General features: G+C 63.9%; 14 protein-coding genes. 11 read left to right on the top strand and 3 right to left on the bottom strand.

Features of this window, described 5'->3' with window-relative positions:
• The first annotated feature begins 70 nt into the window (after window positions 1-70).
• Both GNZ13_RS18345 and GNZ13_RS18340 read left to right on the top strand, forming a co-directional pair.
• Window positions 71-784: an ArsR/SmtB family transcription factor gene (locus GNZ13_RS18345; RefSeq protein ID WP_172166896.1), complete on the top strand. Its 714-nt coding sequence runs from the start codon at window positions 71-73 to the stop codon at window positions 782-784.
• 207 nt (window positions 785-991) lie between these two features.
• Window positions 992-3,592, top strand: coding sequence for a DUF6600 domain-containing protein (locus GNZ13_RS18340; RefSeq protein ID WP_172166894.1), 2,601 nt, complete (start codon window positions 992-994; stop codon window positions 3,590-3,592).
• A 125-nt stretch (window positions 3,593-3,717) separates the two neighbouring features.
• Here the strand turns inward: GNZ13_RS18340 and GNZ13_RS18335 are convergent, their stop codons facing one another.
• Together GNZ13_RS18335 and GNZ13_RS18330 are read right to left on the bottom strand one after the other, a co-directional pair.
• Window positions 3,718-4,689, bottom strand: a complete 972-nt coding sequence (locus tag GNZ13_RS18335) for a thymidylate synthase (protein ID WP_093640576.1) — start codon at window positions 4,687-4,689, stop codon at window positions 3,718-3,720.
• A 140-nt stretch (window positions 4,690-4,829) separates the two neighbouring features.
• Window positions 4,830-6,227 carry a sigma-54 dependent transcriptional regulator gene (locus tag GNZ13_RS18330; RefSeq protein ID WP_172166892.1) on the bottom strand — a complete coding sequence of 466 codons (1,398 nt, stop codon included), beginning with the start codon at window positions 6,225-6,227 and terminating at the stop codon, window positions 4,830-4,832.
• 536 nt (window positions 6,228-6,763) lie between these two features.
• Between GNZ13_RS18330 and GNZ13_RS18325 the strand changes: the two genes are divergently transcribed.
• The 9 genes from GNZ13_RS18325 to GNZ13_RS18285 all read left to right on the top strand — a co-directional run bounded on the left by GNZ13_RS18325 (window position 6,764) and on the right by GNZ13_RS18285 (window position 15,386).
• Window positions 6,764-7,315, top strand: coding sequence for a hypothetical protein (locus GNZ13_RS18325; protein WP_172166890.1), 552 nt, complete (start codon window positions 6,764-6,766; stop codon window positions 7,313-7,315).
• A gap of 62 nt (window positions 7,316-7,377) precedes the next feature.
• The gene (locus GNZ13_RS18320) at window positions 7,378-7,863 is read left to right on the top strand and encodes a hypothetical protein (protein WP_172166889.1); all 486 of its coding nucleotides are present in this window, start codon (window positions 7,378-7,380) and stop codon (window positions 7,861-7,863) included.
• The gene (locus GNZ13_RS18315; RefSeq protein WP_172166887.1) at window positions 7,860-8,507 is read left to right on the top strand and encodes a hypothetical protein; all 648 of its coding nucleotides are present in this window, start codon (window positions 7,860-7,862) and stop codon (window positions 8,505-8,507) included. Before GNZ13_RS18320 ends, GNZ13_RS18315 begins: the two co-directional genes overlap by 4 nt.
• A gap of 29 nt (window positions 8,508-8,536) precedes the next feature.
• Window positions 8,537-9,940 carry a cell wall anchor protein gene (locus GNZ13_RS18310; protein ID WP_172166885.1) on the top strand — a complete coding sequence of 468 codons (1,404 nt, stop codon included), beginning with the start codon at window positions 8,537-8,539 and terminating at the stop codon, window positions 9,938-9,940.
• A 72-nt stretch (window positions 9,941-10,012) separates the two neighbouring features.
• Window positions 10,013-10,723 (top strand): C39 family peptidase, encoded by a 711-nt coding sequence (locus GNZ13_RS18305; RefSeq protein ID WP_172166883.1) that lies wholly within the window; start codon window positions 10,013-10,015, stop codon window positions 10,721-10,723.
• A gap of 6 nt (window positions 10,724-10,729) precedes the next feature.
• Window positions 10,730-11,530, top strand: coding sequence for a peptidase C39 (locus tag GNZ13_RS18300; RefSeq protein WP_172166881.1), 801 nt, complete (start codon window positions 10,730-10,732; stop codon window positions 11,528-11,530).
• Window positions 11,531-11,679: 149 nt separating this feature from the next.
• On the top strand, window positions 11,680-13,086 hold the full coding sequence (locus GNZ13_RS18295; RefSeq protein ID WP_172166879.1) for a hypothetical protein: 1,407 nt from the start codon (window positions 11,680-11,682) through the stop codon (window positions 13,084-13,086).
• 177 nt (window positions 13,087-13,263) lie between these two features.
• Complete coding sequence (locus GNZ13_RS18290) at window positions 13,264-14,718, top strand: sigma-54 dependent transcriptional regulator (protein WP_216674911.1); 1,455 nt, start codon at window positions 13,264-13,266, stop codon at window positions 14,716-14,718.
• 167 nt (window positions 14,719-14,885) lie between these two features.
• Window positions 14,886-15,386, top strand: coding sequence for a dihydrofolate reductase (locus tag GNZ13_RS18285; RefSeq protein WP_074282597.1), 501 nt, complete (start codon window positions 14,886-14,888; stop codon window positions 15,384-15,386).
• Window positions 15,387-15,405: 19 nt separating this feature from the next.
• Here GNZ13_RS18285 and GNZ13_RS51560 read toward each other — a convergent pair.
• On the bottom strand, window positions 15,406-15,647 hold a 242-nt coding region (locus GNZ13_RS51560), incomplete at its 5' end, for a hypothetical protein (protein WP_216674910.1).

The raw sequence follows: 15,647 nt of genomic DNA, 5'->3' as shown, positions 1-15,647 counted from the left end.
CATCGAATACAGCAGCCAGAAACAGTGGACTGCATGGCGCCCTGCCCGCGCCAGCAACCGGAGACGCACGATGCCCGCGAACCTCGCAGACGAACACAACCACTTCCCAGGCTTGAGCCGTATCGGCGCGCTGCTCGCCGACCCCGGCCGCGCCGCGATGCTGTGGGCGCTCATGGACGGCAGCGCCCGCCCGGCCGGTGAACTGACAATGATCGCCGGGCTCTCGCCGTCGGCGGCCAGCGCTCATCTGGCGCGCTTGACCGACGGCGGCTTGCTCGCGCTCGAAGTGCGCGGCCGGCATCGCTATTTCCGGATCGCTTCGCCAGATATCGCCGCGTCCATTGAAGCGCTCGCCAACGTCGCGCAGGTCAGTGCGCCGCAACGGGCCGTGCCGCGTCCGGTGCGCACCGTGCCGGTCGACATGCGCTACGCCCGCACCTGCTACGACCACATGGCGGGCGAACTGTCGGTGCGAGTGTTCGAGCGGCTGGTCGAGCGCGGCCTGCTGACGCTTGACGGCTCGTCGCTCGAAGCCACTGCCGACGGCGCCGCCCGTTTCGCCGAATGGGGCATCGACATGTCCGCCCAGAAGACCCGCCGACGCCGCTTCGCCTGCACCTGTCCCGACTGGAGCGAACGGCGTCCGCATCTGGGTGGCGCGCTCGGCGCAGCGCTGCTCGATTCATGGTCGGCTCATGGCTGGGTGGAGCGCACTGACCGCCCGCGGATCTTGCGCATCACACCAGCAGGCCACCGTCATTTCGACGCGTTCCTGGCCGCTTGAGTCGTGCTTTGAGTCACGCTTAACCGATCGACGCGATTACAGGATTTTCGCAATCAGCTTACGAAACACCTTATCGAGACCTTTATCGAGACCTTTTGTTACACGCTCGTGAGGGAGCCTTACAAAAGTGGGGGCCTTGAAATAAATCGTACGGGTAGAGTGGTTCTCACAGATGCTGCAAAATGCCGCGTCCGTCGGAGATAAATCATGAGAACAGTGGCCACGTCCCAACATTCGAAACGCCGGATTACCGGCTACACGCTGATCGCCGCTGCGGCATTCCTGTTCGCGGCACAAGCCACTTTTGCGCAGGAAGCCGAGCAGGCGCCGCCGGGCGCTGCCTCTCAGGCGTCGCAGAATACCGACCCGCCGGGGCGCGTTGCGCGTCTGAACTACACGGCCGGCGCCGTGACCACCGAGCCGGCCGGCGCAACCGACTGGTCGTACGCACAAATCAATCGCCCGCTCACCACCGGCGATCAATTGTGGAACGATCAGAACGCGCGCTCCGAACTGCATATCGGCTCGACCGCGGTACGCCTCGGCCAGTCCACCAGCCTCGACATCCTCAATCTCGATGACAACAGCGCGCAGTTGAAGGTCGCGCAGGGTACGTTGTCGGCGCGGGTGCGCGGACTGCCGCCCGGCTCCTCCTATGAAATCGACACGCCGAATCTGGCGCTCGGCCTGAACGGCCCGGGCGACTATCGCGTCGACGTCGCGCCGGACGGCAGCAGCACCACCGTCACCGTGCGCAGCGGCAGCGCGACCGTGTACGGCGACAGCGGCCAGGTGCCGGTCGCGGCCGGCCAGCAGATCCGCTTTGCCGGCACCACCCTGCAACAGGTCGGCGACAACGGCGCGCCCGGCCTCGACGGCTTCGATCAATGGGCGGCGAGCCGCGACGCTGCGGAAGACCGCTCAGTGTCGGCGCGCTACGTGTCGCGCGACATCCCCGGCTATCAGGATCTCGACGCCAACGGCACGTGGCGCAGCAGCCCGCAGTACGGTGAAGTGTGGGTGCCGCGTGAGACACCCGCCGGCTGGGCGCCTTATCACGACGGCCATTGGGTATGGCAAGCACCGTGGGGCTGGACCTGGGTCGACGACGCACCGTGGGGCTTCGCGCCCTACCACTATGGCCGCTGGGCCTACGATGACGACTCGTGGGCATGGGTGCCGGGACCGGTGGTGGTGGACAGCGAACCGCCCGTCTACGCACCGGCGCTGGTCGCCTTCGTGGGCGGCGGTGGCGGCGGAGTCGACTGGGGGGTGAGCCTCGCGATTGGCGGCGCGGTCGCGGCCGGAGTTGCGTGGTTCCCGCTAGGCCCAGGCGAACCGTGGCACCCGCACTGGGGCGATCACGATCACTGGAGCCCCGGTTACTACAATCGCGTCAACAACACGACGGTCGTCAACAACTACAACCGCAATGTGACAAATGTGAATGTGACCAACATTCACAACACGTACATTAACTATCGCGCGCCGGGTGGTGTGACCGCGGTGCCGGCGACGGCCTTCGTGCACGGTCAATCGGTCGGCCGCTTCGCGCAGAAGGTCGATCCGCAGCAGTGGCGCAACGCGCAGATCAATCCGGGCGGTCCGGGGATCGCACCAGTGAAGGAAAGCTTCGGACCGGGTCTGCGTAGCGCGAACTACCGTCCGCCGGCTGGCGTGATGGCGCGTCCGGTCGTCGCCACGCGCAGTCCGGCCGTGCCGGCCGCGTACCACGACAGCCTCGCGCAACGTTTTGCGCAAAGCGGCGGACGAGTGCCGGGCGCGGGCGAGCCGATCGTGCGAACCTCGGTGCCGGCTCATATGGCGGGCGGTCCGGGAACAATGCCGGTGCAGAACGTGCGGGTCGTGCAGTCGCATCTGGCCGGCCGGACGCCGGGTGCGGCGCCGGGTGCGCCGGGTGCACCTAACGGCATGCAACAGGCCGGTCATCGGCCGGGCGAAGCGCCGGTCAACGGTCAACCGCAGCGTGGCGGCGAACCGCAAGGGCGGCCGGGCATGCCGCCGCAAATGGCCAACCTCCGCCAGCAGCCTGGCGAGGCAGTTCATCCGTCCAATGGTGTGCCGCGTCCGCCGCAAGCGAACGGCGCCAACCCGAACGCTTACGCGCAGCAGCACGGCGCGCCGATGCAAGCGGGTCAACAACCGGGCGCGGAAGGACGACGCGAGCCTGCATGGACGCAGCCGCACACGCCGATGGCCCAACAGGCGCAGCAACATGGCGCCCCGCAGGAGCAGGCACGCCAGCCGGAGGCACGTCCAGGGCCGCAGCAACAGGTTCAGCGCCAGCCGGAAGCGCAGCCGCAGCGCGCGCCGGAAATGCACGCCCAGCCGCCGGCGCCCCCGCCGCAACCGATGCAGCAGGCGCAGCAGCAACCGCGTCAGGAATACCGTCCGCAGCCGCAGCCGCAACAGGTGCAGCAGCCGCGTCCTGAGCCGCGTCCGCAACCGGTCCAGCAGCCGCGCCCCGAGCCGCGTCCGCCGCAGGTGCAGCAGCCACGCCCTGAACCGCGTCCGCAACAGGTGCAGCAGCCGCGTCCTCAACCGCAACCGCAGCAGGTGCAGCAGCCGCGTCCTCAACCGCAACCGCAGCAGGTGCAGCAGCCGCGTCCTCAACCGCAACCGCAGCAGGTGCAGCAGCCGCGTCCTCAACCGCAACCGCAGCAGGTGCAGCAGCCGCGCCCTGAACCGCGTCCGCAACAGGCGCAGCAGCCGCGTCCTCAACCGCAACCGCAGCACGCCGAACAGCATTCGGCCGGTGGCAACCGTGACGAGCACCACAAAGGCTAAGGGTTACACGCGCAGCTAAATGCGCTTGCAATTCGACGGCTGGATGGTGGCAAGAAAAAACCCCCGCGACTCACATCGCGGGGGTTTTTCTTTGAGCAAGCTGCAAGCAGACGCTCAGACCGTGTTCAGACCGCCATCGGCGCTGTGAGCGGCTCGTGATGGCGGTAGCCGACCAGCGAGAAGTCCGACGGCTCGATTTTCTCAAGCCATTCCGGCTCATACACGCCGGTTTTCGCATAGTCCGGCACACGGTCCGAGATCGCGAAGGCCGGGCTTTCGTACGGCTCGCGTGTGAGCTGTTGCTGCAGCATGTCGAGCTGGTTCTCGTAAATGTGCGCGTCGCCAATGAAGTAGGTGAACCAGCGCGGCGTATAACCCGTCAGACGGCCGACCAGATGCAGCAACGCCGCGCCTTCGGTCAGATTGAACGGCGTGCCGAGGCCGACATCGTTGCTGCGAATGTACAAGCACAGCGAAATTTCACGGCGCGCGACATTCGGCAGGAACTGATAAAGCAGGTGGCAAGCCGGCAGCGCGATCTGGTCCAGCACGGCGGGGTTCCAGGCATGAAACAAAATTCGCCGGTCGGCGGGGTTCTGCATGATCGTGTCCAGACACTGCCGCAACTGGTCGATCGCTTTGTACAGCAGCACTTTGGGGCTGCCGTCTTCCTCGAATTCCGTCACCACCTGGAAGCCACGCGCTGTGGCGTCGGCCAGTTGCGCGGCGGCGCCTGCGTCCAGCACCTTGTAGGCCGGCCACTGGCGCCATTGCACGCCGTAAACGTCGCCGAGGTCGTCCGGCCCCTGACGATACGGATTGGCGAGCCATTGCGGATTCTGATTGGCGTTCGCGTCCCACACCTTGCAGCCCAGATCGCGAAAATCCGCGGCGCTGCGCGAAGCGCGCAGAAACCCGACCAGTTCGCCCACCGCCGACTTGAACGCCAGCTTTTTCGTGGTGACCGCGGGAAAGCCCTGCTGGAGGTCAAAGCGCAACATGGCGCCCGGCATGCTGATGGTGCGGATGCCGGTGCGGTTCTCCTGCCACGTGCCGGTGTCGAGAATCGTACGGACGAGGTCGAGGTATTGTTTCATGCGGGTTCCTTCGACGAAGCGCGCCCCTGGGTCAGGAGCATGCGCCACGGGGATTGAGCGGAAAACCCGATTTTAACAAGCGCAGCCGGACGGCGCCCGGTCGGGGCGCGCGGCGCAGAAAATATCGGCTGGAAAGCCCGTCAAAGATGCGGCACCGAGGCCGGCAACTCGCCGTGGTGCGGCGTGCTCAGCGGCTCGCCTTCCATATGGCGCATGCCGTGTGAGCACAGCAGGCGGTACAGCGTCACGCGCGAAATGCCGAGTTCCTGCGCGGCGTCGCCAAGACGGCCGCGATGACGCAAAAGCGCGAGTTCGATTGCCTGACGTTCGGCCGCTTCGCGCGCCTGCGCGAGCGACACCGGCACGATCTCCACGTATTCGGCCAACTCGAGATCGCGTGCCGTGATCGCGCGGCCTTCCGACATCACGATGGCGCGCCGCACGCGATTGATCAACTCGCGCACGTTGCCCGGCCAGCCGTAGTTATGCAGCGCCGCGATGGCGTCGGGCGCGAAGCCGCGCAGACGGCGGCTTGCATCTTTCTTGAAACGTTCCAGCATGTGCCGCGCAAGCAGTTCGATATCCTTACCACGTGCACGCAACGGCGGTTCGTCGATTTGCAGCACACACAGACGGTGATACAGGTCGGAGCGGAATCGTCCCTCGATCATCGCAGCCGTCATATCCACGTGTGTCGCCGAGATGATGCGCACGTCGACGTCGATCGAACCGTGGCCGCCCAGCCGCTCGACCTTGCGTTCCTGCAGGAAGCGCAGCAGGCTCGCCTGGCTTTCGAGCGGCAGATCGCCGATTTCGTCGAGAAACAGCGTGCCGCCGTTGGCCGCTTCCACGCGTCCGATCTTGCGCTGATTGGCGCCGGTGAACGCGCCGCGCTCATAGCCGAATAGTTCGGATTGCAACAGATGGGGCGGAATCGCGCCGCAGTTGATCGGCACAAAAGGCGCATTGCGGCGTGCCGAACGTTCGTGGATCGCGACCGCGGTCAGCTCCTTGCCCGTGCCAGATTCGCCTGAAATAAACACCGGCGCGTCGGTCATCGCCACTTTGCGGATTGAACGGAACAGCGCGAGCATCGCGTCGCACGAACCGACCATTTCCCCTTCTGCGCCTTGCGACCCATCGTTCGATGCCGGCTCGCCGAGCGAGATCATGCCGTACGCGTGACCGACCGAATCGACAATCCTGTCGCCCGAGTAAGGCACCGTTACATAGTCGAAACAATAGTCCCGCACGAGCCGGCGCAACGCCGCGTCCTGCAATTGTCCGGGCGTGGTAGCCGCAACCCAGCCGACGTTCGGAATGGTCAGACAGGACTCGAAGGCGGCGATTTCGTGTGGCTGAAAATCGCTAGACAGATCGAGCAAGCCGCCCGCCGCCATTCCGGCGCGAACAGCACGGCGCACGTCGCGCGCCGATCCCACGACTTCGACATGCCAGCCGCGCTGATGGAAGCAAGTATTCAGTTCCGCGCTCGGATCGCGCGAAACGTAAATCAGTTGCCGCGTTGCGGGTTCCATTATTCAGACCCTCTCGTCAACGAACGTTAAGGATGACGCACGTACCTGAACCGGAGTTCAGACACGCTGACTCGTTCGGGATTCGCGAAATAGCAAAAACCGAACGGCCATTCCATTCCGTGCGGACAGCTGATCCCCAAGAAAGCGGCGTGTGTGTTTGAGACGGCCCGTTAGCGGGCTTTTTTAAATCTGAAGCTCTTTTTCGAGAGCTTACTATACGCGCGCCACTTGGAAAACAATTATGCGAATTTAATCGGGGACCCCTTACCCAGCAAGGCCAAGCGGCCAATCAATACTTATTCAACTTACGAATAAAGGCGTTGTGGAAGCACCTTTCCTGGTGTTCCTCCAAGGTAGGTCATACCTTCAGATTTAACGAATTACAGGTATTTTCTGCCTGCCGTTTCAGCGCTGAAACGTTTTTATCTGATTTCTCCGTGGTTACTCCGAGGTATGCGAGTCACATCCAGACGCACCAATGGATTGCGACTCATGGCACACGTTTCGCTAAACGCTGTGCACCAAGGAGAAACATCATGCGACTCGTTTTCCGCATCGACCTGAGCAGCATTGCACCTTGCGCCGCACTGTGCGCCGCCTCGGTGGCCTTGATCGTGCTGCCCGTTGGCGCCAATGCACAGGAATTCGCGCTGCCTCAATCCGCCACGACGGCCGAAACCACCGATGCCGGCTCCGCCACCCTCGCGAGCACGACGCTCGCAGCGGTGGCGGTTCCGGACACGGCGGCCACCCATACGGCGAGCGCCGCTGCGTTGGACAACACCGTGGCCGGCACGGACGACAGCGCCGCGTCTCGCAGCGATCTGGCCGGCAACGCGCTGAGCATTCCCGCCGACGCCGCGTCTGTGAACGATCTCGTGCTGGACGATCAGGCGCTGTCCAGCCAGCGCGGCGGCTTCGGCGGCATGGTGATGGTCGCTGCCACGCCGCAGCTGATGCGCGGCTTTAACAACGGCGGCAACGGCGTGACGCTGTGGGACGAGATCGCCCCGCCGTCGCAGTTGCCGGTTCCCGTCGACGTCGCCCGCTCCGCACAAGGCAACGTCACGAGCTACCAGAGAAATTAGCGCAACGACCTGCTCGCTGCTCAAGACCGCACCGACCGATCGTTCGCCCGCAAGGAACTGACATGAACGCCTCAACCCAGAAACCCAGCAGCCGCCGCCCCTGCGCGGCCCTGCTGTCCGCGCTGCTCGGCGTGCTCGCTGCCGGCGCCGTGACGGGCGCAGCCGCGCAGTCGGATACGCAACGCGGCAACCTGATCATTGAGCGCGACATCACGCCACGCGACGCGTTCGTGCCGGTGCCGAGGAGCCAGGACCCGATCTCCGTCCAGGTCCAAACCTTCCCGAGAGCAACCTTCGATGCCGCGATCGGCGCAATGGCGAGCGATCTCGACCTGAACAGCGCGCACGGCACTACCGGCATAACCGGCAACGGCTTTATGCCGTCGCTGGTCGGCGCCAACAGTATCGAACACATGCTGGCGGGCAACGCCGTACCGGTCGGCGCCGGCGCCAGCCTCGGCGGCGCAGGTGGAATCGGCGCCTCGATTGCCCAGTCGGTCAACGGTGCCCTCGCCCCGCTGGGCGCGGCTTTAGGAGCCATGAAATGACAACGTCACGCGCACCGGCCAAGCGCCTTCCGTCACGCAAGCAGTCGCGCTGGCCCCTGCTCGCCTGGGCATTGCTCGGCTGTGCGAGCTTCGCGGCTCATGCCCAAACGCCGCCCACCCTGGTCGACGCCGAGGCGCTGATCGGCAAGGGCGCGGTCAACGGCGCCACGGGGGTCATCGCCATCAATGAAACCTCCGGCCTCGATAACGCGCAAGCGAATCAAGGGATGATCACCAACGGACAAACGCCTATCAACCTGATCGGCAGTACGCAGAACGCGGCCACGAACGCCAAGGCGGCGGCTGCGAAGAGCGTGATCGGCAGTAATGCATTTTCAAACACCTCTGGCCTTATCGAAGTGAACCAGTCGGCGGGTGTAGGGAATCTTCAGCGGAACAGCGCCGTGATCGGTTCTGGACCGATTGGAGCGGAGATCGTAGCGGATGAGGTGCTATCCGCTACGGCCGCCAAAGGCGGTGGTCTGGGAATGTCTGGCGGTAACCACGACGCACGCGAGGTGTCCATCGGTACGGGCGCGCTCAAAAACGTCAGTGGGATCGTACAGATCAACCAGACAGCCGGCTCAGGTAACGTCAGTTCAAACAGTTTTGTGCTCCGTCCCCCGGCGGGCACCTTTTTCTAACGAGCCACACTCTTTATCGGAGCGTCACCATGAAGCGCACTATCATTGCAGCGGCTGTCCTGTCGACGATCGCAGTAGGTTCGGCATACGCCGAAGGATGCACGGCCGGCTGCGACCCAGCTGAGCTCTTTACGGCAACGAACGTCTTTACCGACATCGGCGAATTCGGCTTCATTACGTTGCACGGCAAGGTCAACGTGTCGAGCAGTTCCGGCGCCACGGTCAACAACACGCAGAACGTGGACATCAGCGGTGTCAACATGAAGACGCCGCCGCAGAGCTACGTCTCCGGCAAGGTGACCACGACCATCAACACGACGGATGCGTGGGACCATGAGAGCGGCAGTGGCAGCGGCTGGGGCGTGAGCCAGTCGTATAGCGACCACGCCTGGGCCTATAACAAGAGCAACACGCAAACCAGGACGGCCTCGTCGAGCGCGGCCTTTATCGCAGGCGGCGGCTTCGCGACGGGTTTCGAATCGTCGTATAGGGGCTACAACTATGTGAACACCCATGCCTCCGCCAACGGCTTCCTCGCAGCCGGCTTCATCGCCGGTCTCGGCGGCGGCCCCGGCGTGATCTTCGGTGGTGTGGCAGCGGGTTTCGCGGCAGCGCTGAACACCCATGAGTCGGTCAACTTCGGCGGCGGACTCGAAGCCCAGGCGGCCGGCTACGGCGTGGCGTACGGCGGCTACGCAGCAGCTGGCCAGAGCACGGCGACCGAAACCCACAGCGGCTATGGCGAAAAGGTCAGCGCCAGCTACTCGGAACACAGCCACGCCTACGGGTGGACCCATAACTTCGATGAGAACTCCGGCTCCGTCACGGTTACGGGCACTGTGACCCAGCACATCAACACCCAAACGCCGACGACGATGTCCGCCGGCATCGGTGACAACGCGCTGAGCACAGCGAGCGGCAACATTGGCGTCAACATCGCCTCCGGCGTAGACAACGCCCAGTCCAATGACGCCGCCCTGTCGAACATGGATGTCGGCCCCGTGTTCGGTACCGCGCAGATCTACTCGACTCAATCGTCGAGCGGCAACGCGAAAGTGGGAGACTTCAATTTCGTTGCTTCCGTCGGCGCAGGCGCGCTGGCTAATGCAACTGGCAACATCGGGGTGAACGTGGCGTCGGGTGTAGGCAACGTGCAAAACAACAGCCTCGCCGCATCGGCAACGACTGACAGCAGCAGCGGCATGGGTGGTTGGGATCATCGCCACGGCGGAAGCCAAGGCGGCGAAGTCATCGCCACCGATCAGAACTGCCAGACCGCAGATGCAGGTGTCAACGGCCAGTTCACCGGCTCGTCGATGCTCGGCATGGGTGCTCTCGCCAACGCTACCGGCAACATCGGTGTGAATATCGCGTCGGGAGTGGGCAACCTGCAACACAACGGCCTTGCAGTCGCCAGCGTGTCGCATCAGTAATTAAAGCTGCATCGCAGGAAGACACCGGTCAGCCTTCGTGCTGACCGGTTGTCTCCGCAGGGGGGACATACCATGTTCGGGGTGAGCAGGGTAACGCTTGGCTTTTTTCTGGCACTCTTCGCTGGATTCGTGCTGTCGCAGACGGGTCACGCGCAGAGTGCCCTTTCAATGAACGCTGCAGCGGGTGTGCCGTTCGACATGAACGTGCGTTCGATCCGCGAGCTACGCTACAACCACATTGTTTCGCAGCAATACGACTACAGCTGCGGCTCGGCCGCTCTGGCCACATTGCTGAAGTACGGCTACGGCATCGACATTCCGGAAACCGAAATGATCCGCCGCATGATGGTGTTTTCGACACCCGAGGTGGTGGTGAAGAACGGCTTCTCGATGCTCGACATGAAGAAGTTCGTCGAAACGATCGGCCTGCGCGGCCGAGGTTTCCGCGTCACCGCCGAAGCGCTCTATCACCTGCAGATTCCCGTGCTCGTGCTGATGAACAGCGACGGTTACGAGCACTTCGTGATCGTCAAGCACGCGGAAGACCGCCGCATCTTCATTGCCGACCCAGCGCTCGGCAACCGCATCGTCATGGAAGACGATTTCATCAAGAAATGGAACGGCCTCGTGTTCGCGGTCGTCGGCAAGCCATTTATGGAGGATTCTCCGCTCTTGCAAGGCAACGAGTCGCTCGCGCTAAAGCTGCGCGAACGTGCGCTGGAAAACGGTACGGCTGCGACTCCCTTTGTTGAATACGGTTTGATCAAGGCAGAGTTGTTCTGACTCATCATGGACCGAAATTTACTCACCATTGGCTGTGCGTTGTGTTTCACAACGTGCGGTCTTGCATCAGTCGCACACGCTGCCGAGCAGACATCGACAGTGTTTGAAAACGTCAGCGCCCTCAAGCTGCAACCCGTCGACGACGCCATCCTCGCCAACCAGACCGGCAAAGGTATTGCTGGGGACATCATTTCGGGCGTGGTCGTCGACCTGCTGTCGCAATGGCAGCTCCCGAACGGCGCCACCGCTGTCGCCTCGGGCGCGCTCTCCATCGTCACCAACGCGCTCAACCAGCCGAGTGCCAAGTTCAATTCATCGGCCTCTGTGACCGGCCCGAACGGATCATGGGGCAGCGGCGCCAACCGCAACGCCAGCGCGAGCGGCGGGCAGAACGTCAGCGTCAACGGCGTCTCGCAGATCACTCAGGTGGCCGGCAACGGCAACCTCGGCACCAACCAGGCGCTTATCGATTTCAACGCCTCGCCAGGCAGCCTGACGGGAGGCACCTATAACAACGCAACATCGGCTGCCGCAAGCAATGCGAACGGCTCGATCACCGCCTCCGTCAGTCTCGCCAACGGCGGCATTTCAATTGCGCTGCAAACGCCGGGCGGTCTCGCCACCCAAACCGTCGCGCCGTCCAGCGCACAACAGGCCGGCATGATCGCGCAACTCTTGCAGATTGCAGGCAATAACCAGCAAGTCGCCAACCAGTTGCAACTGCATTTGCAGACGCAGCAGATGTCGGCCTCGATGCTGCGCCAGATTGGCGTCCTACAAGCCCTGCAAAACAGCGTGAGGAGATAAAACACGGGCCGCCACCCGATCCCGAAGGAGACCAAGTACCAAAGCAATACCAAAACGACCACGCGATGCATAAGGAGACATGCGACGCGCAGTCAGAATACCGGGGGGGAACAAAAGTGATCAGATTCTCGAGGACCGGCGCACCGCGCATGGCGTTAGCGGCCATTCCGGCCGCAGCCATGCTGTTTGCGCTGTCGCAGGGGGCCAGCGCGCAGGCGCTCGCCGATCAATCGGTTGAAGAACGGCTGAACACGCTCATGCGCGTCGTCAGCGAGCAGCAAAAGCAGATCCTCTCACTCGAACGGCAGGTCACGAACCTCGAGATGGCGCAGCGCGGCCGCGGCGCTCCGGGTTACGGTGAGCCGGCCAGCAGCGCCGCGGTCGCCGAGCAACCCGGCGCAGACGGCCTGCCCGTGCCGCTGCCGCCGCTGGCCCAGGTGAATCCGGGCACACCCGCGCCCGGCGGCGCCACGGGCACCGCGACCGGCGTGCCGGTCACTCCGCCGGTGCCTGAAAACAGCAGTGGGGGCGGCCTGCCGGCAGCGACCGACGGCAGCGGCGCGGTCGGCCAGACGCAGAAGGCCGCGCAACCGGTGCGCACGCAATCGGAAGACGCGGTGGTGCAAAACCAGCAGCACACGCCGCTGTTCGAGCACAAGCTGACCCTCGACTGGGGCATCAACGATACCTACTACGATCGCCGCCAGTTGCAACTGTCCGGCTTCCTCGCACTCGATGCGATTTTCCTCGGCAACATCAACCTCGGCGAAACCAAGTCGCACCAGGTGATGGCCGACCTCGACACGCGCTACGGCCTGACCGACCGCATCAGCGTCGACGTCGACGTGCCCTATATCTACCGGCACAGCAACTTCATCGTCGGCGGGGCCGGCGGAGCGGCGAACACGGTCTCGGACGCCTCGGCAAATTCGAGCGACATTGGCGACGTCAACTTCGGGATCTACTACCAGTTTCTGAAGGAAACCAATAATCTGCCCGACCTCGTCGGCAGCCTGCGCGTCAAGTCGCCGACCGGTTCGTCGCCGTTCGGCATCAAGCTGCAACAGGTCGATGCCAACAACACCAACCTCGTCGCCCCCACCAAGCTGCCCACCGGCACCGGCTTCTGGAACATCACGGCGGGTCTGTCGGTATTGAAGACCTACGATCCGGTCGTGCTGTTCGGCAGCGTTTCGTACACCTACAACATTGCCCGCTCGTTCTCGGACATCTCGTCGGTCATCGGCCAGACCGAACCGGCGACGGTCAAGATCGGCGACGTCGTGCAGTTCGGCGGCGGTGTGGCACTGGCGTTCTCGGACAAGGACTCGGCCAGCATCTCGTACACGATGGCGCTGGAACCCGAGTCGCAGACAAAGGCGCCAGGCGGAACCTATTCGAAGGTGCCGGGCAGCGAGACCACCGCTGCCGCATTGACCTTCGGCTTGAATCACGTAGTGAACAAGCACTTGACGATCAACGGTTCGGTGTCGGTCGGCCTCACGCCTGACACGCCGAACTTCGTGATCGGCGTGCGCTTTCCCTACACTTTTTGACGTGCCAACGATACGAGGTTGATCGTGCGCGAATCGCCCCATCTGAGCAGCGTTACACCGCCATCCGGCGCTCTTCTGTCGATTGCCCGAACGCAGGAAGGCCCTGTGGCACGAGCAACGGAAGGCCTCGTGGGGTGCCCGTCGGAAGTCTCCTTGGCGAGCCATCAGGAGGGCGCTATGGGGCGCTTGCACGAGCCATCCCCCGCCGCGAAAGAGACCGGCCTGCCGCACGCGCAGACCGAACGGGTGCTGCTGTACGTCGCGCGCACGCCGGACGAGACGCTGACCGCCCATCTGAAGAGCCGCGGCTGGCACGTGATGGTAGCCCGCTCGGCGCATGAGCTCGCGCGCCTGCTCAAGCCTGACGTGATGTGCGCCGGCATCGTCGACCTGGCCAGCTTTGCGTTGCGCGACTTTGGCGGCCTCGAAGCGAGCCTGCGTCAACAGCAGATCGGCTGGATTGCGCTCGCCACTTCGGAACGCCTCGCCGACCCCGGCGTGCGGCGCCTGATCCGCCACTACTGCTTCGACTACGTCAAGACGCCGGTGGCCAACGCCACGATCGACTACCTCGCCAGCCATGCATTCGGCATGGTGACCTTGTGCGATGCCGATGAGATCCCGCCTGCCACGCCCGCCGCCGACGACAATGACGAAATGGTCGGTACCTGCGAAGCGATGCAGCAACTCTTCCGCACCATCCGCAAAGTCGCCAATACCGACGCCAGCGTGTTCATCTCGGGTGAGTCCGGCACCGGCAAGGAACTCACCGCGCTGGCGATCCACGAACGCTCGCCGCGCCGCAAGGCGCCGTTCATCGCCATCAACTGCGGCGCAATTCCACACCATCTGTTGCAGTCCGAACTATTCGGTTACGAACGCGGCGCGTTCACCGGCGCGAACCAGCGCAAGATCGGCCGGGTCGAGGCCGCGGACGGCGGCACCTTGCTGCTCGACGAAATCGGCGACCTGCCGATGGAAAGCCAGGCAAGCCTGCTGCGCTTTTTGCAGGAAGGCAAGATCGATCGGCTCGGCGGCCGCGAATCGATCCCGGTGGATGTGCGAATCATCTCGGCGACCCACGTGGATCTCGAGATCGCGATGCGCGACAGACGGTTCCGCGCCGACCTGTTTCACCGCCTGTGCGTGCTGCGTGTCGACGAGCCGCCGCTGCGCGCCCGCGGCAAGGACATCGAAATTCTTGCGCATCACATCATGCACAAGTTCAAGACCGACAGCGCGCGCAAGATCCGCGGCTTTACGCCGTCGGCGATCGAGGCGATGTACAACTACAACTGGCCCGGCAATGTGCGCGAACTGATCAACCGGGTGCGCCGCGCGATCGTGATGGCGGAAAACAAGCTGATTTCCGCCGACGACCTCGATCTCGCGCAGTTCACCGAGCAACAGACCATGAGCCTCTCGCAGGCGCGCGAAGCCGCCGAGAAACGCGCGATCGAAGCGGCGCTGCTGCGGCATCGTCACCGGCTGAACGAGGCGGCGATCGATCTGAATATTTCGCGCGTGACGCTATACCGGCTGATGGGTCACCACGGGTTGCGGGATCCGAGCGCGGCCGACGAGAAAGCGTCGCTTGAAGCGTTCGCCGCCGACGAGCCCTCGCACGAATGACGGGGGCGCCTAGCCGGGGGCGCCTGGCCGGGGGCGCCGGGCACGTGATGGGCAGCGCCGCCACGGTGGGCGCGTAGCCGCACATCCGGGCTCCGGGCAGGCTGACATAGAGGCGCCGTCTTGCACCTCAGGTAGAATCAGCATGGTTACGTTCCCCTTTCCATTCGATGACGACGCTCACTCTGATCGTCGCTCGCGCCAATAACGGCGTGATCGGCCGCGACAACCAGTTGCCCTGGCGACTTCCCGAAGACCTCGCGTTCTTCAAGCGCACCACGATGGGCGCGCCCATCATCATGGGCCGCAAGACGCATGAATCGATCGGCCGGCCGTTGCCGGGACGCCGCAACATTGTCGTGACACGGGATGCCGCGCGGCGCTTTCAGGGCTGCGACGCGGCCACCACCCTCGAGGACGCGCTGAAGCTCGCCGCCCAGGATCAGGCGCCGGAGGCGTTTCTGATCGGCGGCGCGCAGTTGTATGCGGAAGGATTGCGCCAGGCGGACAAGCTGATCATCACCGAGATTTCCGCCGACTTCGAAGGCGACGCCACGTTCCCTGAACTCGATGAAAGCGAGTGGGAAGAAGTCGCGCACGAAACGCATCGCGCGGATGCACCGAATGACTTTGATTATGCGTTCGTGACGTATAAGCGTAAGGGCGCTTGAGGTTGCTGCGCCACGCGCTTCAGACGGCCAGCTTCACGTCTCGAACATTTGCCACGCGCCGCAACGCGAGCATAAAAAACGCCACGCAATCGCTTGCGTGGCGTTTCTGTTTGCAGCCTTCCTGCACGGCCGGACTAAGCCCAATACTGTTCACTTGATAACCACTTTGGGCGCTATTCGCTGATTCAGCGGCTCCCATCGTCGCCGGATCCGGAAATTCGACATCTTTCGCTTCACGCCGCGGGGATTGCGCTTGCCGCG

This window comes from Paraburkholderia elongata, from assembly GCF_013177735.1.
In the GTDB taxonomy this organism is placed as follows: Bacteria; Pseudomonadota; Gammaproteobacteria; order Burkholderiales; family Burkholderiaceae; genus Paraburkholderia; species Paraburkholderia elongata.
This window is presented reverse-complemented; position numbering and strand designations above follow the sequence as displayed.